Below are 22,649 nucleotides of genomic sequence, written 5' to 3' on the forward strand. Positions count from 1 at the left end.
ATTCGGGGCCTGCATCGGGAAAAGGACAGGCAAAACAGTACCATCCCTTTGCCATATCAGCAATCACCGGGCGCAGACACTATTACGCTCCGAACAAAGCCGGAGCGAAGATATATATTTCTTTACGAGAAATATATTTATGCTTCCTGCCACTCAGCAAAAACCTCTTTATGGTTTTTGGTCAGGATAACTTTATTATCTTCGACCTTATCGACCCAGCCGAGAGGAATAAAGTGGTGCTTGCCGCCTGATTCAGGGTCACTCTTAGCAAGCTTGATACGCTCGCCGTCTAAATGGTCCACAACCCCGACGTGCGTTCCGCAGCTGGCGACAACCTGAGTGTGATCCTTAATTGCGCTTTTATCTACCATAATCATTCTCCTGTTTCGGTTATTTGCCTGTTGCACGAAAAATAACTGTAGCGCATAAATTCAGGTTTAAAAGGCTTATTAGCATTTTGAAACATCATTGACAGAATGGAATATGATGTCTATTTAACGCCGAAGTGAAAAAATAAGAATGAGATGAATTATTTCCGACTGATTATTTCCCGATCATAATTAAATTATCGCAACCAACGAGGAGGTATTTATGACGATTCGCAACAATAATCGGGCAGAAATTTCGCTGGCTCTTGGTGAAGCGGTCCTGGACATCGTGCAAAAAGGCCATGAGTTATCGCGAGAGAATCTCGCCCAGGCGATGAAAATCAAAGCGGAGAAAGAGCGCGACGACGAGCGGCTTTTGAACTACTGGAAGGCGTGTAATATGCTGGTTTGAACGTAGCGGCGTTTAGGCTGACTAAACGCCGCCTCCTGTTACTCGTCGAAGTACCAGTACCCCTGGTTAATCAGCCCGGTGAGTTCGTCAACAAACGCCGGGTTTTTCAGTGCATCGCCCAGCTCGGCCTGGCCGAGTTCGGTGTAGCGGCACAGCGCATCCGCGCCCTTCGCGTCTACCGTCTCCAGCTGTTCGCTGTTGATGAAGAAGCTGCCGTTAACGTTCAGCACGCGCAGGCCGCTCAGGCGCGACAGCGTTTCGCCGCCCTGCAGCGCGTCCAGCACCTCGTCTGCCGAATACGGCGGCTCGGCGGCGGCGATATCCAGCTCGTGGCGCGGCGTGGAGACGAAGCTGCCAAACCATTTCGTGAAATCGTCCGGCTTGCTAATCATGTCGATCATCATCTGATGAATGCGATCGAGCTCGTACTGCTCCACGCGGCCCGGGTGTTCGCGGCAGGTCAGATACGGATCGCTGTAGTGCTCGCCGCCCAGATCGTTTTCCAGCGCGTAGTCGGCAAAGCTGCTGATCAGATCGCGGCCGTTCGGCCCGCGGAAGCCGACGGAGTAGTTGAGCGCGGTTTCATGGGTGAAGCCGTCGTGCGGGAATCCAGGCGGAATGTAGAGAATATCGCCCGGGGCCAGATCTTCGTCGATGATCGGCTCAAACGGATCCACGTGCAGCAGCGCCGGATGCGGGCAGAACTGACGCATCGGCAGCTTGTCGCCCACGCGCCAGCGGCGGCTGCCCATCCCCTGAATGATAAACACGTCGTACTGATCGATATGCGGACCCACGCCGCCGCCCGGCACGGAGAAGGAGATCATCAGATCGTCCAGACGCCAGTCCGGCAGGACGCGGAACGGACGCACCAGCTCCGCGGCGGGCATATGCCAGTGGTTCACCGCCTGCGCCAGCAGCGACCAGCCGGTTTCGCCCAGACCGTCAAAGTGCTCAAACGGACCATTGCTGGCCTGCCATTTGCCGTTAGCGTGGCTCACCAGACGGCTATCGACTTCCGGCTCCATCGCCAGGCCTGCCAGCTCGTCCGGGGTAATCGGGTCGACAAAATTCGGGAAGGCATTTTTCAGCACTACGGGTTGTTTTTGCCAGTATTTCTCAAGAAATTCCGGCCAGTTCAGGTTCAATTGATACGCCATGGGTAGCACCAGTGAGAGGGGAAACAGGCGCGATTATAGGCAAGAAGGCAGAGGGGGAACTTGTCATGGGTCAAACGAGCGCGCGTAGGTCGGGTAAGGCGAAGCCGCTACCCGACACGTACACGGCGGTAAAACTTAATCCAGGTTCAGCTCGTCGTAATGGGTAATCAGTTTGCCCACGATGCCGTAGTCCAGCGCTTCTGCCGGGGACATCCAGTAGTTGCGGTCGGTGTCTTTTTTCACTTTTTCCAGCGGCTGGCCGGTGGCGTCAGCGATCAGCTTGTTGACGCGATCCAGCATGCGGATGATCTCGCGCGCTTCGATCTCAATATCCGTCGCCTGACCGCGCACGCCGCCCAGCGGCTGGTGGATCATAAAGCGGGTATTCGGCAGCGAGTAGCGGTGCTCTTTTTTCGCTGCCAGGAAGATGGTGATCCCGGCGCTTGCCACCCAACCGGTGCCGATAACGTGCACTTCCGGGCGGATGAACTTGATGAAGTCGTGAATGGTGTCACCCGCTTCCACGTGGCCGCCCTGGCTGTTGATGTACAGCTTGATCGGATCGTTGCTGACGCTTTGCAGCAGGATCATCTGGGTAATGACCTTCTGCGCCAGCTCCTGGTTGATCTCGCCGGAGATGACAATCGAACGGGACTCCAGCAGTTTTTGCTGCAGAGCGCCCGCGCCGCTTGACCCTTCCGCTTTGTCCTTGTCGCTTTCTTTCAGTGTGTAGTGCATTGTTGTTTCCTCAGCTTGTCGCGCTCAAAACCAGAGTGTAGCCTGTTTTATCGGTGAAAGTCCTCACAGACAAATAACGAGGGATCTTATGAATATTGCACATGTCGCACTCTGGACCCGCAGCCTTGAGGCCCAGGTTCAGTTCTGGGAAACGGTGTTTAATGGCCGCAGTAACGAACGCTACGTCAGCAAAAACCGTCCGGGGTTTGAATCCCATTTTATTACCCTGGATGACGGGCCGACCCTCGAGCTGATGACGCTGCCGGACCTGCCCGATGCCCCGTCGCACCCGGAGTTTATCGGCTGGGCGCATATCGCCATTAACGTCGGCAGCAAGGCAAAAGTGGACAGCATGGCCGAGCGGGCGCAGGTAAACGGCACGCTGCTCAGCGCCCCGCGCATGACCGGGGACGGCTTCTATGAAGCGGTAATCGCGGACCCGGACGGCAACCGCATTGAGCTTGTCGGTGCATAAAAACAGCGTTTCATTCCTTCACCGCCCCCGCCCCGGCTCGCTATACTTCATATGGTTATCATATTGTTAAATGATAATGATATTTAATGTGTTAAGATGAAAGTCAGCATAAACAGTCTCTTACGCCACCGTTGGGACTGTTTGCATCCTCGACATTTAAATCAGCACCGGGGCGGTGAATGGAACACATTGTGTATGTGGTTGATGACGATGACGCGGTCAGGCAGTCCGTAATCGGGCTGCTGGAATCGGCAGACTTAAACGCCATCGGCTTTTCATCAGCAGAAACGTTTCTTCAACACCGGTTTGAGGATCTGCCGTCGTGCGTGATCCTCGACATGCAGATGCCCGCCATCTCTGGCTTCGAGGTGGCGGACGCGCTCAAAGACAGCGGGCGCGAGATCCCGATTATTTTTCTCACCGGCCACGGCACTATCCCGATGTCGGTGCGCGCCATCAAAGGCGGCGCGTACGAATTTCTCACCAAGCCCGTTGAATCCGCCGCGCTGATCGACGCCATTGCGTCCGCGCTGCAGCTGGCGGAAAACAACGCCGAGCGCAATAAAGAGCACTACGCCCTGAAGCAGCGCCATCTGTCCCTCACGCCGCGCGAGCACGAGGTGCTTGAGCTTGCCATCACCGGCAAGCTCAACAAGCAGATTGCCGCCGAGCTGGGCGTCAGCGAGATCACGGTGAAGGTGCACCGCCGCCGCGTGATGGAGAAAATGCAGGTGCGCTCCGTGGCCGAGCTGGTCAGGGCCGTTGAGCGCCTGACCAAAAGCCAGCCCGCGGAGTAACGTTTACCCTTCCTGCGCGGCCAGCGGCAGCGCGAAGGTAAACACCGTGCCGTGCGGCTCCCGGCGGCGCGCGCTCAGCTTTCCGCAGTGGCGCTCGATGATGCTGGCGCTGATGGTCAGCCCCATCCCCATCCCCTGCGGCTTGGTGGAGTAGAACGAGTCAAAAATCTGCTCCAGCCGTTCGGGCTCAATGCCGCTCCCGGTATCGGCGATCTCAACGATCACTTTCCCTTCCGCGTTGGCGGTGCTGATGATGATGGTGCTGGCGCGATCCCTCACCTCGGCCATCGCTTCTACCGCATTCATCACCAGATTCAGCAGCACCTGCTGGATCTGCACGCTGTCCCCGGTGATAAAGCTGTCGCTGGCGTTCAACAGATAATCAACGCTAATGTGTCTCTGCTCCAGCTCGCTGCGCGAAAGCGTGATGATATGGTGGATCAGGTAGTGCATATCAATGCGCGAGAAGGTGGGATCCTGCTTGCGCGTCAGGGACTGGATGCTGCGAATGATCTCCCCCGCACGCGCGCCTTCCGCGGCGATCTCCTCCAGCCCTTCGCGCACTTTATCCAGGCGGGCGGGCTCGCGGCTGAGCCAGCGCAGGCTCGCCCCGGCATTCGAGACGATGGACATCAGCGGCTGGTTGATCTCGTGAGCGATGGAGGAGGTCAGCTGCCCGACGGTGGTGGCGCGGGAAACGCGCGCCAGATCCGCCTGCGCCACCCGCATGGCATCCTCCGCGGCGCGCTGGCTGGTGATATCGGTAATAATGCCGTAGTACTCGTTCACCTCGCTGCCCACCCCCACCGGATCGCCAATTCCGAGGATGTAGCGCGTTGAGCCGTCGGTGCGCTTAATACGAAACTCCGCACGCATGGAGAGCCCGTCGCGCACGCTCTGGGTGACAATGGCGCTGATGCGGGCGTAATCGTCCTCGTGGACGAAGGTTAAAAACTCCGCCATGGAGATCATCTTTTGCTGGTCGGGCAGGCCGAGAATGCGAGCGTACTCTTCCGAGACAAACATCAGATCCTGCTCCAGCTCCCAGCGCCAGCTGCCGGTGTGGCTGATCTGCTCGCCCAGCATCAGCGAGGTCTGGCTGGCGCGCAGCTCTTTTTCCACCCGGCGGCGCTGAATGTTCTCCGCCAGCAGCTCGGCGTAGAGCCGCGCCGTCTCCAGGGATACCGCTGCCTGCGCGCCCAGCAGGCTGACCACGCGCGAGTGCTCGGCGGTGAAGACCTCCGGCATCAGGCGGTTTTCCAGGTAGAGCACGCCCACCAGCCGCGCCTGTTTGAACATCGGGACGCACATCACCGCCGCCCCCGAGGTCACCAGATAAGGGTCCTGGCTGAAGGGATGAAACTCCTCCGGCTTGCCGGTGCGGATCTCCTGCCCGGTGCGGATCACCGCAGCCAGCACCGACAGCGGCATGTCGGTCGCCATCGGCACGTCTTTCAGGATCCGCACCCGCACGCCGTCGGTGCTGGTCCAGGCGCTGGCCTCGATCTCCGGGATCAGGTTATCGCTCACGCGAAGCAGCAGGCCGCGCTGCGCCCCGGCGCGTTCGAGCAGGATGGTCATCAGGTTTTCAATCAGGCGCTCAAGATTGATCTCTTCCGACAGCGCGCGGGAAGCCTTGATCACGCTCTGCAGATCGCGGATCGTCTCGTTCTGGGCAAACGCCACCGTGTCGTAGGCGCTGGCCTGCCCGGAGGCCAGCAGGTGCGGGAAATCCTGCTCCAGCTGGCGCACCTTGGCCTGCGCGCCCGCGCGGCCCCAGGCGGCAATCGAGCCGCGGAAGTGCGCGTCTGATGCGGTCGGGTAGCCGCAGGCCAGCGCAAAGCGGCCCGCCAGCTCGTGGGCCAGGGCGTTAATCGGGTTAAAGCCACCCTCGCGGGAGAGCCGGACCGCCTTCTCATACTGCTCAAGCGCAATGCTGTTCATCCCGTCCAGACGGACAATTTCGGCGTAGATCAGCGCCTCTTTATCCGCGAACGTGCCGGGATTAATGCGCGCCCAGAGGGCGATTTTGTCGTAGTGAGCGTGAATGCTGCGGCGGTGATTTGCCGAAAATGTCTCCGGCGTCAGCTGACGTGAGAGCGCCAGCGCGCTGTAGAGATGGTAATCCAGCAGATGGATATGGCCCGGCGCAGACCACGCGTACCAGCCCGCCATCTCAAGATCCGCCTGCGCGTCGGTATACTCGCCGCAGGTAAAGTGCGCCATGCCACGGTAGAGCCAGTACCAGAACAGCATGGTGGAGGTCTGCTCCGGGGCCTGCTCCGGCGACGCGGGAAGCAGCGCCTCGGGCAGCGCCTGCGACGCGGTCCAGGTGCCAATCGTCGGCGTGCGCAAAAACTCCACGAAGGTGCGCTGGAGCATCAATATGGTCTCTACGTCCTGGAAGTGGGTTTTACGTACAAACGCCAGGCCGCGATCGATGCTGGTCAACACTCCGTCCAGGTGATCGCCCCGTGAGAGGAAGTTAATGACCTGATGGCAGGCCGCAAAGCAGGCCACCGTCATATCGCCGTGGGTAACGGCGGCGGTGAAGCAGGCTTTTGCGCACTCGATGGTGAATGACAGCGGCTGGGTCCAGACGCTGAGCTGGTCGAGGGGCAGCAGGGTTTTGGCTTCGAACGCGTCGTAGCCGTGGCGGTTCACCAGCTCGCGGGCCAGGGTGCCGTACTGGAACCCGAGGCGGTACTCGGCGTAGCGCTGGCCAATCAGCACGCCAAACCAGGCCATCGCCGTGGTGGAGGCGCCAGTGATGCCGTGGTCGAGGGTCAGGTGCATCATGCGGCAGAGCAGCAAAAAATGCAGGCGCGGGCAGATGAAGCTGGCGCAAATGCTGGCGCTGTAGAGCAGGTTCATCACCGCTTCGGTTTCCGGGTTATCCATCCGCGACAGCTGGGCAAAAAGGCTTTGCGGCGCGTCGGCCGTGCGGTTGCAGAAGTGTTCCCAGGCCTCGTCGCAGTCGGCGTCTTCAGGGTGGCGGCCAATCTGAATACCAAAAATCCCCAGCCAGCAGAGCGCCGCCTCCAGCGCCAGACGGCTGTCCGACTGGCGAATGTACACTTCCACCAGCAGGTTGGCCGCCAGCGCCTTTTCGGTCAGCCCGCCGGGGCAGCCGAGGATGGCGTCACACAGCTCGCGGGTGCGCTCCAGGTGCCCCAGAGCAAACTCGCAGCCCGCCTCTTCGATATCAAGCATAAAGTCTGACACCGTCCCGGCGTTGCCCAGCGCTCTGGCGGTCTGGATATAGCTGAGCGCCGATGGATAATCCCCCGAACGCTTTGCCCGTCGTGCGGCCAGCAGGCTCAGCTCGCGGAACATCTGGCGCTGCGGCGCGGGCTGGATGCAGTCCAGCGCGGCCGTGACGTGGTGAACGGCGCGGAACAGCAGTTCGTTCCCCGCGGCCTGACGCGCGGCGTCGGCCAGCAGGCTGGCGGTGGTCAGGTGAAGATGGCTTTTCTCATGCTGATCCAGCATCGCAAAGGCCGCCTCCTGCACCCGGTCGTGGGTGAAGGCGTACTCTTTTTCCGTCAGCACAATGAGCTGGGCCATCACCGCCGGATGCAGCGCATAGCGCATTTCCGCCATCGACATGCTGACCACCCGGCAGATCATCTCCATCTCGCCCGTGCCGCCGAGGCAGGCGAGGCTGCCCAGCAGGCGGCGCGTCTCGTCGGGCAGCTCTTCAAGCTGCTCCAGCACCAGGGTAACGACGTTTTCGGTGTAGTGTCGGGCGCGGATCGCCTGCAGATCGTAGTGCCACTTATCCTGATATTTGTTGTGCACCACCAGCCCGTCATCCACGATGCGGCGGAAAAACTCGTGCACAAAGAGCGGGTTGCCCCCGGTTTTCTCGTGGATCAGCGTGGCGAGGTCGGTCGTCGCCGCGCTGCGGGCACGAAATATTGTCGCCAGCCAGCGCGCCACCGCCTTCACGGACAGCGCCTGCGGGACAATTTCAGTCGCGTTTTGCGCCGCCTCCGGCAGGCTCGCCAGCTGCTGTTGCAGCGTCGGTTCAGACAACGAACCGATATCGCGGTGGGCGACCACCAGCAGCAGCGGGATAGCGCCGCAGGTCACCAGCAGATGTTTCAGCGTATGCAGGCTGGCCGCGTCGCTCCACTGGAGATCGTCGAGCACCAGCACCAGCGGGCAGCCCTGAGAAGCAAAGATTTTTACCAGCGCCAGCACCATATGGCTGAAGCGCGCCCGGGCATCAATGGAAAACGTATCCGCCGAGTAGCGCGGCTTGCTCTCAAGGAGCAGCCCCAGCTCGGGCACCAGGCTGACGGCCAGCGCTTCGTACCCCTCCAGGGCGCGCGACAGGCGGATTTTCCACTTCGCCACCTCTTCCGCGGGCAGCCCCAGCAGGTGCAGCGTCAGGGTGCGGAACGCGGAGCTTAATACGCCGTAGGGCAAAGACGGCGAGAACTGATCGACTTTCCCCACCGCCAGCAATACCTGACGCTGCTGCAGCGTTTTGAGCGCCGTCGCGATGATGGACGATTTGCCAATCCCCGACGGCCCGCCGATCGTCACCAGCTCCGGCACCAGGTTCTGCCCCACCCGCTCAAACGCGGCAATGACGTCATTCGCCTGCGGATGCGTCGCGAACAGGGAGTCCGCCAGATGGATCGCGGGAGTGCGGTCCTGCTGGCCGGGGGTAAAGGCGACGATCTCGCCCTCACAGGTCAGCGTCGCCTGGCAGCGGCGGAGGTCGGCAATCAGCCCGTCGACCGTCTGGTAGCGGTTATCGGGGTGCTTCTCCAGCAGCTTGAGGATGATGGTCGAGAGCATCCCCGGCACGTCCGGGCGAATCACGTCCGGGGCCAGCGGCTCCGAGGCAATATGGTAGTGCGCCCAGTTGGTTTGATCGTCCTCCCCCAACTCAAACGGCAGGCGTCCGGTCAGGAGTTCATACAGCACCATGCCGAGGCTGTAGAGATCGCTGCGGCCGTCAACGGGACGCCGGGTGCGGGTGGTGTGCTCCGGCGACATATACGCGGGCGTACCGCCTGAAACGGCAAGCCGGGTCTGGGAGAAGGCACCGGAGAGGCTACAGGAGAGGCCAAAGCTGCCCAGACGGCAGGTGGCATCGTGATGAACAAAAATCGCGCCGGGCTTGATATCGCCGTGGATCAGGTTTTGCAGGTGCATCTGGCGCAGGGGAACGCAGATCTGGATCGCCATCTCAATAAAGCGCGAGATCCCCGAGATCGCCCTGCCCGCGCGCCGCGCCAGCAGCTCAAACGCAAACGGCGCATACACCAGCGCGAAACGTCCCCGGTACTGGGTGGAGGCAACGGCGCGGATGGCCCAGCTGTCCTGCAGCACGTCACGCAGCGCAAATTCGTTTTTTAGCAGCCGCGTGGCCCGTTCTTCCTCTTCGTCGCTCACCGCGGTGGCAATGATGAACGAGCCGCCTGAATGGGGATGGCGCGCGTGCATCCAGGCGATACCGCCCTCCTGCGCCAGCACGGTAAAAATCACATCCTCTTTAAGGACAAAAACCCGCCCCTGGTGAAGATTCCCCTGGGCGGGCCAGAATGCAGGCTGCTCGTGTTCGTTCATCCGCGATCCTTATCGTCGGCGGGCCAGCTCCCGCTGTATATGATCCAGCAGAATATCGATGTTAATGGGTTTACGCAAAAATGCAGCGGCGCCCAGGCTAAGAGCGTACCGCTGCATATTTTCATCAGCATGACCGGAGATAAAGATCACGGGCGGCGGGGGAACAGCCAGCAGCCGCAGCTTTTCAAACAGCTCCAGGCCGCTCATGCCCCGCAGCTTGATATCGGCGATCACCAGCGCCGCGCCGGACAGGGCGAGCGGATGGCTCAGAAACACCTCTGCCGAATCAAACGTATCGGCGGCATACCCTTCCGACTCCAGGAGATTACTCAGCCCGCTGCGGACGGAACGTTCGTCATCAATGATGGCAATGCGCCACGGCAGCGTCATGCTGTCTTTCCTCAAAAAAATCATTAAACGTCGCGATCGTCCTTCGCGGGCGCAGGGGGCGCCGTGCCGCTGATTTTCGGCACGCATTCGTGACGAAACCAGGCGAGGGTAAACGGTTCGCGACTCAGTAAACGCCGTCCCACCGGGATGAGCTGTTCACCCACCAGCATGCCAAACAGGCCAAGCAGGGCGACAACCGGCGGTGCCGGGGAATGAACGTCGAGCAGGGCGTAAATTACCCCAGCAACCACGCCGCACACCAGCGAAATTATCCATGCTCTCATGACGTTGCTCCCGTCTGCGATTTCACCTGCGGAACCGTTACCTGAGGAGGCGGCGCGCCGTCGCGGGATAACAGATGGCGCGTCGCCTGTTCACCCGCCAGCATCCCCAGCAGGCCAATCAGCGCCAGCGCGGGCGGCGCAGGGGAGCGCACCTTCAGCACGGCATACATCAGGCCAATCAACACGCCTGCGGCAAGGGATATCAGCCCAGTACTCATTGTGAACTCCAGAGAAAGAGGCAGCGGCGAGCCGGATGAGGGACCAGCCCGCCAGCGGAACTTAGCGAGCCGGGACCGGCGCTAAGGTGCGGTGCTCGCTCTTCTGGCGAGACGGTGCTTTGTGCACCATGGTGTAGGCGTAATCCACGCCCATGCCGTACGCGCCGGAGTGTTCGCGCACGATATCCATCACCGCGGTGTAAGTCTCTTTACGCGCCCAGTCGCGCTGCCACTCCAGCATCACCTGCTGCCAGGTCACCGGGATCACGCCTGCCTGGATCATGCGCTGCATCGCGAAGTCGTGGGCTTCTTTGGAGGTGCCGCCGGACGCGTCCGCCACCATATAAATTTCGTAGTCGCCTTCCAGCATCGCGCACAGGGCAAAGCTGTTGTTGCACACTTCGGTCCACAGGCCGGCAACCACCACCTTCTTCTTGCCGTTAGCCTTCAGCGCGTCGCGCACCTTCTGGTCGTCCCAGGAGTTCATGGAGGTACGCTCCAGAATGTCCTGGCCCGGGAACACGTCCAGCAGCTCCGGATAGGTATTGCCGGAGAAGCTTTCGGTCTCTACGGTGGTGATGATGGTCGGGATGTTGAACACTTTGGCCGCTTTTGCCAGCGCCACGGTGTTGTTTTTCAGCACCTGGCGGTCAATAGACTGCACGCCAAACGCCATCTGTGGCTGGTGATCGATAAAGATGATCTGACAGTTCGCAGGGGTTAACACTTCGAGCTTTGAAGAGGTCATAGCATTTTCCAGTGGTTAAGGGTAGAAATCGCCGCGAGCGCCGCGACGATAAAGTCACCCTCATCCTGCGATTTTCCGTCGCCGCGCGTAATTATCTCTTCGTATAGTTAACCTTAGGTATAGTTATACTTTGGTATACCTATCCTATTGTATAACTGGATCTTTGCCGAAACCGGTTCCCATAATCCTGACCATTCCCCCTCTCAGTCAGGAGCAGTTATGGTTACCCTCGGTAAAGCCGATCTTATTCTGGTTAACGGCCAGTTTCACACCGTCGATCGCGAGAACCCTGTCGCGGAAGCCGTTGCCGTGCGCGATGGAAAATTTCTGGAAGTGGGTACCGTCGCCGAGGTGATGCAGCACCACTGCGACGGCACTAAGGTGGTGGATTTGAAAGGCCACACCGCGATCCCCGGCCTGAACGACTCGCACCTGCACCTGATCCGCGGCGGGCTGAACTACAACCTCGAGCTGCGCTGGGAAGGCGTGCCGTCCCTGGCCGACGCCCTGCGGATGCTGAAAGAGCAGGCCCTGCGCACGCCGTCGCCCCAGTGGGTGCGCGTGGTGGGCGGCTGGAGCGAGTTCCAGTTTGCCGAGCGCCGCATGCCGACGCTGGATGAGATTAACGACGCCGCGCCGGATACCCCGGTCTTCATTCTGCACCTGTACGACCGCGCCCTGCTCAACCGCGCCGCGCTGAAGGTGGTCGGCTACACCAAAGAGACGCCCAACCCGCCGGGCGGCGAGATCCAGCGCGACGCCAACGGCAACCCGACCGGGATGCTGATTGCCCGTCCGAACGCCATGATCCTCTACGCCACGCTGGCCAAAGGGCCGAAGCTGCCGCTGGAGCAGCAGGTTAACTCCACCCGTCAGTTTATGCGCGAGCTGAACCGTCTGGGGCTGACCAGCGCCATCGACGCGGGCGGCGGCTTCCAGAACTACCCGGAAGATTACGAGGTGATTGCCGAGCTGCACGAGAAAAAGCAGATGACCATCCGCATCGCCTATAACCTGTTTACCCAGCGTCCGGGCCACGAGCTGGAAGACTTTGAAAAATGGACCGACATGCTCACGCCGGGCCAGGGCAGCGACTTCTTCCGCCACAACGGCGCGGGCGAGATGCTGGTCTTCTCCGCCGCCGATTTTGAAGACTTCCTCGAGCCGCGTCCGGACCTCGCGCCGGGCATGGAGGACGAGCTGGAGCGCGTGGTGCGCCATCTGGTGGAGCACCGCTGGCCGTTCCGCCTGCACGCCACCTACAACGAATCCATCAGCCGCATGCTGGACGTGTTCGAAAAAGTTAACCGCGACATTCCGTTCAACGGCCTGCACTGGTTCTTCGACCATGCGGAAACCGTTACCCAGGCCAACATCGACCGCATCAAAGCGCTGGGCGGTGGCATTGCCGTCCAGCACCGCATGGCCTTCCAGGGGGAGTACTTTGCCGAGCGCTATGGCATCGAAGCCACCCGCCACACGCCGCCGGTGGCAAAAATGCTCGAGACCGGCGTACCGGTGGGCTTAGGGACGGACGCCACCCGCGTGGCGAGCTATAACCCGTGGACCGCGCTCTACTGGCTGGTCTCCGGCCGCACCGTCGGCGGGATGCAGATGTACGATCACAGCGCCCGTCTGGACCGCGATACCGCCCTGATGCTCTGGACCCAGGGCAGCGCGTGGTTCTCCAGCGAGCAGAACCAGAAGGGGCAGATCAAGGTCGGCCAGCTCGCCGACCTGGCGGTGCTCAGCAAAGACTACTTCCGCGTGCCGGAAGAGGAGATCAAGGGCATCGAGTCCGTCCTCACCGTGGTGAACGGCGACATCGTCTATGCCGCAGGCAGCTTTGGCCCGCTCGCGCCACCGGCCATTCCGGTTCTGCCCGAGTGGTCCCCGGTGGTGAAGGTGCCGGGCCACTACCGCAGCGCGCCGCCGCAGGCCACGCGCGTCGGCTTGAGTGTGGCTCACCACTGCAGCGGCCCGTGCGGGGTTCACAGCCACCAGCATGATTTCGCCCGCACGTCAGAGATGCCGGTGTCCGACGATAACGCTTTCTGGGGGGCGCTGGGCTGCAGCTGCTTTGCATTCTGATGAAAAACACTACTATGCCTCCTCGGGTCGACCTGGGGCTGTTCTTCCTGCGCCTCACCGGCAGCCTGCTGCTGCTCTACGTGCACGGCCTGCCGAAGGTGCTGCACTTCAGCGAAGAGCTGACGCGTATTGAAGATCCGTTCGGCTTCGGGCCTTACGCGAGCCTGATCCCGGCGATCGTCGCCGAAGTCATCTGCCCGCTGTTGATCATTGCGGGCGTCTTCACCCGCCTGGCGTGCCTGCCGATTATCGCCGTGCTGCTGGTGGCGATGCTGGCGGTACACCCGGACTGGTCGATTGCCGAAGGGCAGTTTGGCTGGCTGCTGCTAATTATCTTCACCACTCTCGCCCTCACCGGGCCGGGCCAGTGGCGGCTGCAGCGTAAGGCAACGGAGAGGTTCGCATGACCCAGGTTAACGACGTTCGCGACGCACACGTTGAGACGACGCCCGCGCGGGCGGTTTCGCCCTGGCAGCCGCTGAGCCAGCCGGTGTTCCGCATGCTGTGGATCGCCACGGTGGTCTCTAACGTCGGCTCATGGATGAGCGACGTCGGCATCAACTGGAGCATGCTCACGCTCAGCGCCGACCCGCTGGATATCGCGCTGGTGCAGGCCGCCAGCAGCCTGCCGATGTTCCTCTTCGCACTGCCGTCCGGGGTGATGGCGGACATCGTTGACCGGCGTAAATACCTGCTCTTCTCTCAATTATGGGTGTTCATCGCCGCCGCCGGGCTGACGGTGCTCTCCTTCACCGGACACGTCACCCCTACCGTTCTGCTGGTGGCGACGTTCCTGCTGAGCGTGGGCGCGGCGATGAGCTCGCCGCCGTTCCAGGCCGTGGTGCCCGATCTGGTGAGCAAGCCGGAGCTGGGTGCCGCCGTGGCGCTGAACTCGCTCGGGGTGAACATCAGCCGGGCGATTGGCCCCGCGCTGGGCGGTTTTCTGCTTTCGCTCGCCGGGCCGTGGATGGTGTTTGCCCTGAACGCGCTGTCCGTGGTGGGCGTAGCGTGGGTGCTGTGGCGCTGGCGTCCGGCCCCGTCCGTGCAGCGCCTGCCGCCGGAGCACTTCTTCTCCGCGGTGCGCTCCGGCATTCGCTACGTGCACGCCGCGCCAGTGCTGCGCAACGTGCTGGTGCGCACCGTGGCCTTCTTCGTTTTCGGCAGCGCGGGCTGGGCACTGCTGCCGCTGGTGGCGCGCCGCGAGCTGGGCTTAGGCCCGGCGGGCTACGGCGTGATGCTGGCGTGCATTGGTCTGGGGGCGATTGCCGGGGCGATCCTGCTGCCGCGCCTGCGCCAGCGGCTGAACGCCGATCGGCTGATGGTGGCCGCGAGCCTGGTTTTTGCCCTCACCATGCTGGCGCTGGCGTTCGTGCGCCACGTCTGGCTGCTGAACCTGTTTGAGTTCTTCACCGGCTTCGCGTGGATTGCGGTGCTCTCCACCCTCAACCTCGGCGCGCAGCGCAGCGCCGCCCGCTGGGTGAAGGCCCGGGCGCTGGCGGTCTACCTGACGGTGTTCTTCGGCTCGATGACCACGGGCAGCGCCATCTGGGGGCAGATCGCCTCTCAGTTTGGCACCCCAACCTCGCTGGTTGTCGCCACGCTGGGGATGGTGCTGGCAAGTGCAACGGTGTTCCGCTGGAAGCTGGAGAAAGATCCTGATTTGAACCTCGACCTGAGCGGCCAGCCGCTGGACGGCGTGGAGATTGAGCTGCCGAACGAGCGCGGCCCGGTGCTGGTGTCGCACGAGTACATCATAGACCCGCAGAACGCGAAAACCTTCCTGGAGGCGGTACACGAGCTGCGCCGGGTGCGCCGCCGCGCCGGGGCGATGAGCTGGGCGGTGTACGAGGATATTGAGCGCCCCGGCCTGTTTATTGAGACCTTCCTGATGGGCTCGTGGATTGAGCATCTGCGCCAGCAGGAGCGCCACACCATGAATGACCTCCTGCTGCAGAGCCGCGTTCTGGCTTTTCATCAGGGCACAACATCACCGGCAATTCGCTATCTGGTCGCGCCGGTATAACCATAACCATCACCTGTACAGGAACACACTATGGCAACGTTTAAGGCAAAAGACGGCACGCAGATTTACTACAAAGACTGCGGCGCGGGCAAACCGGTTCTCTTCAGCCACGGCTGGCCGCTGGACGGCGACATGTGGGATAGCCAGCTGAACTACCTGGCGGAGCGCGGCTTCCGCGCCATCGCCTTTGACCGTCGCGGCTTTGGCCGCTCGGATCAGCCGTGGAACGGCTACGACTACGATACCTTTGCGTCCGACATTAACGACCTGATCACCACCCTGGACCTCCAGGACGTGACGCTGGTGGGCTTCTCCATGGGCGGCGGCGACGTGACCCGCTACATCAACAACTACGGCAGCGGGCGCGTGGCCGGTCTGGCGCTGCTGGGCGCGGTCACGCCGATCTTTGGTAAATCCGACTCCTTCCCGCAGGGCGTGGATCAGAGCGTGTTCGACGGCATTCGCGACGGACTACGTAAAGATCGCGCCCAGTTCATCAGCGACTTCGCCACGCCGTTCTACGGCATCAACGCAGGGCAGACCGTTTCCGCAGGCGCGCTGACCCAGACGCTGAACATCGCCCTGCTGGCATCCCTGAAGGGCACCATCGACTGCGTGACCGCGTTCGGCGAAACCGACTTCCGCCCGGATATGGCGAAAATCGACGTGCCGACGCTGGTGATCCACGGCAGCAACGACCAGATCGTGCCGTTTGAAAGCACCGGCAAGCTGGCGGCGGAGATGATCAAAAACGCCACGCTGAAGGTGTACGACAACGCGCCGCACGGCTTCGCGCTGACCCACCAGGATCAGCTCAACGAAGATCTGCTGGCGTTTGTGAAGTCGCTGTAAGGTCCCGGGGCTGACGCCAGCAGGCGTCAGCCTGAATATGCACTTCCCGGCATACTAAATTTGAGCGTAGAACTCCCTCTCCCTTGTGACTAGTATTCCTTCATTTCAAAGGGAGACTACATAAGATGAATATCCAGTTTCTTAAGCGGCTAACACGAAAGTTTATCATCGCTATTTTAACATCCTCTTCATTTGTCACAGCCTGTACATTTAGCGTTATATGGTTCTATCTTGCGAATATTGACCGGCTTGATATTTTATATGATGCGTTGAGCGTGAGTAGCGCAGTAGGAATAATATTTGGGTTTACCCTTGTCTCACTACTTGGTTTCAGCCTTGTCATTTTTATCTCATCTTTCCTTGCTTACTTAATTTACACCGCACATGAGAAAGAGTTTGTTAAATACGAAGGTTTGACACATAGCTTTACCTCAATCTGTTTTGGTAATAGCGTTGTGATGTGCGTTGTGCTTATCGGAGCGTTCTGCTTACAATTTTTTCTTGATATAAATGGTTTTATCGTTCTTGCCTTAGCGATAGCCATAATACTGGCCGCATCGTATGGCTTATCCTACAGGCTTATGTTCAACGTTCAGTCATATAAGGATGTTGATGATACGCGTGATGTAAAATATTTACAGAAAAACGCCGTCAGAAACTGGCTGCCTCTGTTATTGATTGCCCCTGCATTTACACAAATCTTCCCACTCATTTTTATCGCGGGTCAACTAGATTTTAGCGAAGAAAGTAATACGTTATTACAGGTTATCATTTTCCTTGCACTCTCGGTCGCGATGATTATTGTGGGTATTTTCCCAGGAATGATCCTGATAAACGAAAAGAAAAATAAAAGTTTATTGCAAATAATCACTTATACACTAATTATTATTCCTGTCAGCATGCTTGTCCTGACAATGATTTTCCGCCCCACCCCCAATATGATCATTAACATGACCATGAACCTTTCCGGCATTAGCGACTGGCGCACACATCAATATTACATAGATACTCACACTCACCCGCCAGCGATGTTTGATGGTTTAACATGGAACACACGTTACTATAAAGATATCCCTTCGAGATTCTTTATCACCGGCGTAAACATTTTCTCGCTTGGAAACATTCAGCTTATTTGCCCTACGCAAATCAATCATGCCAGATCGCTGAGCCTGAAAACTACGCCAGACAACTTTGACGAATATGACCTTCGCATAAAACGGTTAAAAAACACCGCTATGAAATGTATCCCGTTTAAGAAGGATGAGATACATCAATGGGATTCGCCTATAGCTGAGCCTGTTTATTTTCAGAAAATTAAATCTACCGATGATAGCCTTTTATTAAAGTTGCTTCATGATATCAAGTAGCTTTTAAGAAACGCCCGCAGCGCGGGCGCTACTTAATCAATTCACCGTAAGCGGAGGCTCATGCTTCTGCCCAGGCTCACCGCGTTGTACAACGCCGTGCTCGCGCTCCGCCAGCAACCGACAAACCTCCGCATGCTTCTCCTCGGTAAAGGTAAAGCGCGACATAAAGCCCATGCGGATCAGCGACCCAATCGCCGGCAGCAGGCAAATCCCGAAGAACAGCCCAGACAGCACGCCTTCGCTCTGGATTTGCGCCTGCGGCACGTAGCCAATTATCGTCAGAAACACGCCGATGAGCCCGCCGCCCACCGCCACCGACATCTTGCCGGTAAAGGTCTGCCCGGAGAAGGTGATCGCCGCGCAGCGCTTGTGGGTGTGGTACTCCGCGTACTCGATGGTGTCGGCAATCATCGACGAGGTGAGGATGTTGGTCATCATCACGAACAGGGTGCTCAGGCCGAGCAGAATAAACAGCATCGTCACCTGTTGATACCCGACAAACCACATCACCACGCGCACCGCCACGTCCAGCCCGCAGAGGATCATAAATAGCTTCCGCTTCTGCATCCGGCGCGTCAGCATCGGGGCGACCAGGCACAGCACCGCCGCCACAATGCCCATCACGCCAATCGCCATCTGCAGGCTGCCGTCGCCCAGGTTGTTGATAAAGAAGTAGATATACAGCCCGCCCGCCACGTTGTGGAACACGCAGAAAAAGAACGACAGCAGGACGATAAACAGCGGCTTGTTCTGGCGCAGGTTGTGGAAGGTGTCGCGAATGGTCACCTTTTCCGGGCTCGGCGGTACGCGCTCTTTGATCTGCATAAAGCCGTTGAGCATCAGCGGCAGGCCCACCAGCATCATCACCAGCGCCGCCATAAAGTAGCCTTTATCGTTGCTGTACTGGGCGAAGAACGCCGCCAGCTTCGGGAAGAAGATATTGGCGCAGGCAATCCCGGCGTTCACCCCGAGCATTGCCGCCGTCACCGCGCGGGTGCGCTGGGCGGAGTCGTTGGTCATCACCGACGACATCGACCAGAACGGGATATCGGAGATGGCGTACAGCGTCCCCCACAGGATATACGTCACCCCGGCGTAGAGGATTTTGGTGGTCATGTCCGCTTCGATTTTATAGAACGACAGCAGCGTGACGCCGGTAATCAGCAGCGGCGCGATCAGCAAAAAGTGGCGAAACTTGCCGAACCGGCTGTTAATGGTGTCCATTATGCTGGCAAACAGCGGATCGTGAACCGCGTCCCACGCGCGGGCAATCAGGAAGATGGTGCTCGCCGCCAGCGCCGAGATCCCCAGCACGTCGGTGTAAAAATAGTTAATAAACGAACCCACTAAACCAAAGCTAAAACACTGACCTAAACCATAGCCAAAATAAGACCACAACTCGCGAGACGGTATTTTCATTGTCGTTGCCATAGTGCGTACCTGGTTGCCCGGCGACAGCGCGCCGGGTCGTTATTATTAGCCCTGCGGATTCGGGGCGATTTTGCGCAGCTTCTTCATCAGCGCAATTTCAGCGCGTGAGAACGGAATCCCGTTCTCCTCAAACACGTCGTGGAACCAGAGGCGACAATAGTCCGTGGACTCCTTCATCACTACCGGCCACGGCAGCCACGTCTGGGTCTTGCCGCGCACCAGCCCCCACTGATAGGGCGCAACCTTCGCCATGTACATCAGAGGAAGCTGCTCTTCGATGGTGCTGCCCACGTGGCGCGCCAGCCATTCGGTGCAGAACAGCGGGCGACCGAGCTTTTGCAGCTGCTGAATCATCGCCGTCATGCGCCCCGTGTGGGTGTAGGCGTGGAAGCTCACCACGTCCGAGAGCGCCAGCGCGGTCTGGTCCAGCGGGTGCTGGAAGAACGTCTCGCCCTCCTCTTCCGGCGGGACGCGCCACGCGCAGACGGTGAGCGGCTGGGTCGGGTCTTCTTCACGCACCCACTGGAACGCCAGCTTCATCAGCGCGTGGGCGCAGGTCTCCAGCTTCGCGTCGTACTGCACCTCCTGCGTGCCCGTCGCGAAAATGCCGCGGTTGCCCGGCTCGTTATACAGATCCCACAGCAGCACGCGCTTATCGTCGCGGAACTGGCGGACAACGTCGCGGATATAGCGTTCAATGTCTGCCCAGCAGTCGGGATCGCACACCTTATCGCGACCGGGGCTCGCCGCCGCCTGGCTGTTGTGCTTGCCCGGAACGGGCGGCTTTTGCGGGCCGAGGTACGGCTCGTCGCCGGAGAAGCCGCAGTCGTCCATCAGGGTCAGCATGGTGCTGAACCCGTGACCGTCGGCAATCGTCAAAAAGCGGTCGATGCGCGCCATCAGCCCGTCGCGGTCATGCTCCCAGACGATAAACGGCAGGTTGATGCGCAGGGTGTTGTAGCCCGCCTCCGCCGCCCAGCCCAGCTCGCGGTCAATGGTTGCGGCATCGAAGGTCTCTGCCTGCCAGATATCGGTCCAGTTCACCGCCGTCGACGGCAAATAGTTAAACCCGCACAGCCAGCCTTTTTGCTCATACCACGCCTGTGCCTGCTCCCTGCTCCACTGCTCTTTCATTACGCATCCTCTTACTGATAATGTTTAGCTAATAAATATTAGCTGCGGGATAAATGCGCAAATCACGGCGTTTAGAAAAGCGATGCCCCTCACAAAGTTCACGCTTCGATGAATGAGAAACGTGATCGACGGCGCTAAAGCGTGCGGTTAGGGTATGATGCGAAGTCGCGAAAGGGAGAGGACGGATGAAGCGAAAAACAAAAGTGACGATGAATGATATTGCGCGGGCGGCAGGGGTGTCGCAGGCGACGGTATCGCTGGTGCTTAACCAGGCCCGCAACATCAAGCTCAGCGACGACACCCGCCAGCGGGTGATTAGCGTCGCCACCGAGCTCGGCTACGACCGCCTCCCCACCGTTCACGCGCCGCGCAACCAGGAAGAGATCGCCCTGCTGGTCAGCTCGCTGCAGAGCTTTGACCCGTTTATCGACGCCATCAGCCAGGCGCGGGAAGCGGCGTGGCGCAACGAGACCCTGCTCACCGTCTACGACTACGGCGACGACATCGAGCTGGCGCTGAACATTATCCGCCAGCTGGAGAAGCGCAACTGCATCGGGATTATTCTCGCCTCTCCGGTCACCACGCTGGTGGACATGACGGCGTTTCACGACTGTACCCGCATCCCGCTGGTGCTACTCAACCAGCGAGACCCCGGCTCGCCGCTGCTGCCGTCGTTTATCCCGGACGACTACGCAAACGCCTTCCAGGTCACTAAACACCTCATCGCCTGCGGGGCCACGCGCATCGCCCACATCACCGGCGAGAGCTGGATGGAGGCCTCCCGCCAGCGACTGGCAGGCTACCAGGCGGCGCTACAGCAGGCCGGACTCGCGTGCGACGACGGCCTGGTGCGCCAGACCAACTGGCAGTTCAGCGAGTCCTTTACCGCCACCACCTCTCTGCTGGAACTGGCCGAACGCCCGGACGCCATCTTCTGCGCCAGCGACTGGCTGGCGATTGGCTGCTATCAGGCGCTGGCGGTGAACGGCGTGCGCATTCCGCAGGACATGCTGCTGGCGGGCTACGACGACCAGAAGATCTCCGAGCAGCTCACCCCGCCGCTGACCAGTATTCAACTGCCCTACAGCGAGCTGGGACGGCTGGCGGTGGAGTACCTGTGCAATGAGGAAGATGCCGCCACGCACGTGACGCTGGCGGGCAGGCTGAAAGTGCGCGCATCAAGCCTCGTCTGAGGTAAACACCATGCCCGCGTAGGGCTTCTCGCGACACGCCGCCAGCCGCGCGGCGAGGCTGCCCACGTGCAGCTCCAGCTTATGCCCGTCCGGGTCGAGAAAATAGAACGACGCCCCCTCGCTTTTGTTCTGCTTCCAGACGGTGACGCCCGCCTGCTCAAGCCTTTGCGAGAACGGTTCAAAATCCTCTTCCGCCACGGTAAACGCGTAGTGGGTGTAGTCGCTCTCCTGCGGCGGCACATACCGGCGCGCCTCGTCGTACGACAGGCAGATCCACAGATCGCCGCAGGTGAGATAGGCCCCTGTATTCCAGCGGGCGTGCAGCGTCAGACCAAGCAGTTCGTGCCAGAAGGTGACGCTTTTTTGCAGGTCGCTGACCGCGAGGGTCAGGTGGTTGAGAGATTGCAGCATGACGTGCCCTTTTGTTTTTCGCGCCGGACGTGGTACGGTAAAGAGATGAACATAAACCACGCCGTCCTCACCGTAAACCGCTGGTGGCTGCCTTCTTAAAGGCGGCACGGAGTAGTTTTCCCCATTTTCAGATAGCCGCCGAAAGGCGGCTTTCACTTTTCTAAGACCCCTTTCGGCATTACAACGTTAAGGAGTCTTTATGAACGCACCCACCATCCTCACCGGCGATCGCCCAACCGGCCCGCTGCACCTCGGCCACTTCGTCGGATCGCTGCGCCAGCGCGTGGCGCTCCAGCACACACACAACCAGTTTGTGCTGATTGCCGACCTGCAGGGGCTGACCGACAACGGCAGCAACCCGCAAAAAATTCGCGACAACATCCCCGAAGTGCTGGCCGACTACCTCGCCGCCGGCATCGACCCGAACATGACCACGATCTGCCTGCAGTCCGCCCTGCCCGCCCTCGCCGAGCTGACGATGCTGTATATGAACATCGTCACCGTCGCCCGCGTGGAGCGTAACCCGACGGTGAAAAACGAGATTGCACAGAAGGGCTTCGCCCGCTCGCTGCCGGTCGGGTTTATGGCCTACCCCATCAGCCAGGCGGCGGACATCACCGCGTTCAAGGCCGAGTGCGTGCCCGTCGGCGACGACCAGCTGCCGATGATTGAGCAGACCAACGAGATTGTGCACAAGATGAATAGCCTGCTGCCCGCTCCGGTGCTGCGCCACTGCAAGGCGATGCTGAGCGATACCAGCCGCCTGCCCGGTATCGACGGCAGCGCCAAGATGTCGAAATCGCTGGGCAACACGCTGCATCTTTCGGCCAGTGAAGAGACCATTCACCGTGCGGTCAGCGCGATGTACACCGACCCGAACCACCTGAAGGTGAGCGACCCGGGGCAGATTGAGGGGAACGTGGTGTTTACGTACCTGTCTCTTATACACATCTGACGCTGCCGACGCCGGA

19 protein-coding genes and 2 pseudogenes are annotated in these 22,649 nt (G+C 60.0%); 10 read left to right on the forward strand and 11 right to left on the reverse strand.

Features of this window, described 5'->3' with window-relative positions; translation table 11 throughout:
• Window positions 1–137: 137 nt before the first annotated feature.
• On the reverse strand, window positions 138–371 hold the full coding sequence (locus HBA26_RS16195) for a DUF2171 domain-containing protein (protein WP_028015371.1): 234 nt from the start codon (window positions 369–371) through the stop codon (window positions 138–140).
• 220 nt (window positions 372–591) lie between these two features.
• Between HBA26_RS16195 and HBA26_RS16200 the strand changes: the two genes are divergently transcribed.
• Entirely contained in the window at window positions 592–780 is a 189-nt protein-coding gene (locus HBA26_RS16200; protein WP_028015370.1) for a hypothetical protein, read from the forward strand.
• Between the two features lie 38 nt (window positions 781–818).
• Here the strand turns inward: HBA26_RS16200 and HBA26_RS16205 are convergent, their stop codons facing one another.
• Together HBA26_RS16205 and HBA26_RS16210 are read right to left on the reverse strand one after the other, a co-directional pair.
• Complete coding sequence (locus HBA26_RS16205; RefSeq protein ID WP_126345409.1) at window positions 819–1,940, reverse strand: cupin domain-containing protein; 1,122 nt, start codon at window positions 1,938–1,940, stop codon at window positions 819–821.
• A 135-nt stretch (window positions 1,941–2,075) separates the two neighbouring features.
• Window positions 2,076–2,681 (reverse strand): annotated as a pseudogene (locus HBA26_RS16210) (ATP-dependent Clp protease proteolytic subunit); the annotation flags it as partial.
• 85 nt (window positions 2,682–2,766) lie between these two features.
• On the opposite strand from HBA26_RS16210, the gene HBA26_RS16215 reads away from it, so the two are divergent.
• Window positions 2,767–3,153, forward strand: coding sequence for a VOC family protein (locus HBA26_RS16215; protein ID WP_126345408.1), 387 nt, complete (start codon window positions 2,767–2,769; stop codon window positions 3,151–3,153).
• A gap of 179 nt (window positions 3,154–3,332) precedes the next feature.
• Window positions 3,333–3,950 (forward strand): response regulator, encoded by a 618-nt coding sequence (locus HBA26_RS16220; RefSeq protein ID WP_049138629.1) that lies wholly within the window; start codon window positions 3,333–3,335, stop codon window positions 3,948–3,950.
• A gap of 3 nt (window positions 3,951–3,953) precedes the next feature.
• Here HBA26_RS16220 and HBA26_RS16225 read toward each other — a convergent pair whose 3' ends face one another.
• The 5 genes from HBA26_RS16225 to HBA26_RS16245 form a co-directional block, all read right to left on the reverse strand.
• On the reverse strand, window positions 3,954–9,536 hold the full coding sequence (locus HBA26_RS16225) for an ATP-binding sensor histidine kinase (RefSeq protein ID WP_126345407.1): 5,583 nt from the start codon (window positions 9,534–9,536) through the stop codon (window positions 3,954–3,956).
• Window positions 9,537–9,545: 9 nt separating this feature from the next.
• Window positions 9,546–9,926 (reverse strand): response regulator, encoded by a 381-nt coding sequence (locus HBA26_RS16230; RefSeq protein WP_048960182.1) that lies wholly within the window; start codon window positions 9,924–9,926, stop codon window positions 9,546–9,548.
• A 23-nt stretch (window positions 9,927–9,949) separates the two neighbouring features.
• A complete protein-coding gene (locus tag HBA26_RS16235) occupies window positions 9,950–10,210 on the reverse strand; it encodes a XapX domain-containing protein (protein ID WP_028015363.1) in 261 nt (86 codons plus the stop codon).
• On the reverse strand, window positions 10,207–10,428 hold the full coding sequence (locus HBA26_RS16240; RefSeq protein ID WP_028015362.1) for a DUF1427 family protein: 222 nt from the start codon (window positions 10,426–10,428) through the stop codon (window positions 10,207–10,209). Before HBA26_RS16240 ends, HBA26_RS16235 begins: the two co-directional genes overlap by 4 nt.
• A gap of 61 nt (window positions 10,429–10,489) precedes the next feature.
• A complete protein-coding gene (locus HBA26_RS16245; RefSeq protein ID WP_023331928.1) occupies window positions 10,490–11,176 on the reverse strand; it encodes a hydrolase in 687 nt (228 codons plus the stop codon).
• A 219-nt stretch (window positions 11,177–11,395) separates the two neighbouring features.
• Between HBA26_RS16245 and HBA26_RS16250 the strand changes: the two genes are divergently transcribed.
• From HBA26_RS16250 to HBA26_RS22940, 5 genes are all read left to right on the forward strand, one after another.
• Entirely contained in the window at window positions 11,396–13,267 is a 1,872-nt protein-coding gene (locus tag HBA26_RS16250; protein ID WP_126345406.1) for an amidohydrolase, read from the forward strand.
• Window positions 13,267–13,674, forward strand: a complete 408-nt coding sequence (locus HBA26_RS16255) for a DoxX family protein (RefSeq protein ID WP_126345405.1) — start codon at window positions 13,267–13,269, stop codon at window positions 13,672–13,674. Before HBA26_RS16250 ends, HBA26_RS16255 begins: the two co-directional genes overlap by 1 nt.
• Complete coding sequence (locus HBA26_RS16260; protein WP_126345404.1) at window positions 13,671–15,290, forward strand: MFS transporter; 1,620 nt, start codon at window positions 13,671–13,673, stop codon at window positions 15,288–15,290. Before HBA26_RS16255 ends, HBA26_RS16260 begins: the two co-directional genes overlap by 4 nt.
• Window positions 15,291–15,320: 30 nt before the next feature.
• Window positions 15,321–16,142 (forward strand): alpha/beta hydrolase, encoded by an 822-nt coding sequence (locus tag HBA26_RS16265; RefSeq protein WP_126345403.1) that lies wholly within the window; start codon window positions 15,321–15,323, stop codon window positions 16,140–16,142.
• A 125-nt stretch (window positions 16,143–16,267) separates the two neighbouring features.
• Window positions 16,268–17,509: a hypothetical protein gene (locus HBA26_RS22940; RefSeq protein ID WP_223824771.1), complete on the forward strand. Its 1,242-nt coding sequence runs from the start codon at window positions 16,268–16,270 to the stop codon at window positions 17,507–17,509.
• Window positions 17,510–17,545: 36 nt separating this feature from the next.
• Here the strand turns inward: HBA26_RS22940 and HBA26_RS16275 are convergent, their stop codons facing one another.
• Both HBA26_RS16275 and HBA26_RS16280 read right to left on the reverse strand, forming a co-directional pair.
• Window positions 17,546–18,940: an MFS transporter gene (locus tag HBA26_RS16275; protein ID WP_241235450.1), complete on the reverse strand. Its 1,395-nt coding sequence runs from the start codon at window positions 18,938–18,940 to the stop codon at window positions 17,546–17,548.
• A 45-nt stretch (window positions 18,941–18,985) separates the two neighbouring features.
• A complete protein-coding gene (locus HBA26_RS16280; protein ID WP_063942943.1) occupies window positions 18,986–20,074 on the reverse strand; it encodes a cellulase family glycosylhydrolase in 1,089 nt (362 codons plus the stop codon).
• 185 nt (window positions 20,075–20,259) lie between these two features.
• Here HBA26_RS16280 and HBA26_RS16285 point away from each other — a divergent pair, with 185 nt between their 5' ends.
• Window positions 20,260–21,267: a LacI family DNA-binding transcriptional regulator gene (locus HBA26_RS16285; protein WP_126345402.1), complete on the forward strand. Its 1,008-nt coding sequence runs from the start codon at window positions 20,260–20,262 to the stop codon at window positions 21,265–21,267.
• Here HBA26_RS16285 and fosA read toward each other — a convergent pair.
• Entirely contained in the window at window positions 21,253–21,678 is a 426-nt protein-coding gene (gene fosA / locus HBA26_RS16290) for a FosA/FosA2 family fosfomycin resistance glutathione transferase (protein WP_126345401.1), read from the reverse strand. The two genes, HBA26_RS16285 and fosA, sit on opposite strands and share 15 nt — an antisense overlap.
• Before the next feature lie 199 nt (window positions 21,679–21,877).
• Here fosA and HBA26_RS16295 point away from each other — a divergent pair.
• Window positions 21,878–22,615, forward strand: a pseudogene (locus HBA26_RS16295) (tryptophan--tRNA ligase); the annotation flags it as partial.
• Window positions 22,616–22,649 lie beyond the last annotated feature (34 nt).

The sequence above is a fragment of the Enterobacter sp. 725m/11 genome (assembly GCF_011683705.1).
Lineage (GTDB): Bacteria > Pseudomonadota > Gammaproteobacteria > Enterobacterales > Enterobacteriaceae > Enterobacter > Enterobacter bugandensis.

Excerpts from the sequence above, each read along its gene's own strand:
- HBA26_RS16235 (WP_028015363.1), bottom strand. The coding sequence starts at position 10,210 with ATGAGAGCATGGATAATTTCGCTGGTGTGCGGCGTGGTTGCTGGGGTA.
- HBA26_RS16215 (WP_126345408.1), top strand. The coding sequence starts at position 2,767 with ATGAATATTGCACATGTCGCACTCTGGACCCGCAGCCTTGAGGCCCAG.
- HBA26_RS16230 (WP_048960182.1), bottom strand. The coding sequence starts at position 9,926 with ATGACGCTGCCGTGGCGCATTGCCATCATTGATGACGAACGTTCCGTC.
- HBA26_RS16240 (WP_028015362.1), bottom strand. The coding sequence starts at position 10,428 with ATGAGTACTGGGCTGATATCCCTTGCCGCAGGCGTGTTGATTGGCCTG.
- HBA26_RS16225 (WP_126345407.1), bottom strand. The coding sequence starts at position 9,536 with ATGAACGAACACGAGCAGCCTGCATTCTGGCCCGCCCAGGGGAATCTT.
- HBA26_RS16220 (WP_049138629.1), top strand. The coding sequence starts at position 3,333 with ATGGAACACATTGTGTATGTGGTTGATGACGATGACGCGGTCAGGCAG.
- fosA (WP_126345401.1), bottom strand. The coding sequence starts at position 21,678 with ATGCTGCAATCTCTCAACCACCTGACCCTCGCGGTCAGCGACCTGCAA.
- HBA26_RS16250 (WP_126345406.1), top strand. The coding sequence starts at position 11,396 with ATGGTTACCCTCGGTAAAGCCGATCTTATTCTGGTTAACGGCCAGTTT.
- HBA26_RS16275 (WP_241235450.1), bottom strand. The coding sequence starts at position 18,940 with ATGGCAACGACAATGAAAATACCGTCTCGCGAGTTGTGGTCTTATTTT.
- HBA26_RS16285 (WP_126345402.1), top strand. The coding sequence starts at position 20,260 with ATGAAGCGAAAAACAAAAGTGACGATGAATGATATTGCGCGGGCGGCA.
- HBA26_RS16255 (WP_126345405.1), top strand. The coding sequence starts at position 13,267 with ATGAAAAACACTACTATGCCTCCTCGGGTCGACCTGGGGCTGTTCTTC.
- HBA26_RS16265 (WP_126345403.1), top strand. The coding sequence starts at position 15,321 with ATGGCAACGTTTAAGGCAAAAGACGGCACGCAGATTTACTACAAAGAC.
- HBA26_RS16205 (WP_126345409.1), bottom strand. The coding sequence starts at position 1,940 with ATGGCGTATCAATTGAACCTGAACTGGCCGGAATTTCTTGAGAAATAC.
- HBA26_RS16245 (WP_023331928.1), bottom strand. The coding sequence starts at position 11,176 with ATGACCTCTTCAAAGCTCGAAGTGTTAACCCCTGCGAACTGTCAGATC.
- HBA26_RS16195 (WP_028015371.1), bottom strand. The coding sequence starts at position 371 with ATGGTAGATAAAAGCGCAATTAAGGATCACACTCAGGTTGTCGCCAGC.
- HBA26_RS16200 (WP_028015370.1), top strand. The coding sequence starts at position 592 with ATGACGATTCGCAACAATAATCGGGCAGAAATTTCGCTGGCTCTTGGT.
- HBA26_RS22940 (WP_223824771.1), top strand. The coding sequence starts at position 16,268 with ATGAATATCCAGTTTCTTAAGCGGCTAACACGAAAGTTTATCATCGCT.
- HBA26_RS16260 (WP_126345404.1), top strand. The coding sequence starts at position 13,671 with ATGACCCAGGTTAACGACGTTCGCGACGCACACGTTGAGACGACGCCC.
- HBA26_RS16280 (WP_063942943.1), bottom strand. The coding sequence starts at position 20,074 with ATGAAAGAGCAGTGGAGCAGGGAGCAGGCACAGGCGTGGTATGAGCAA.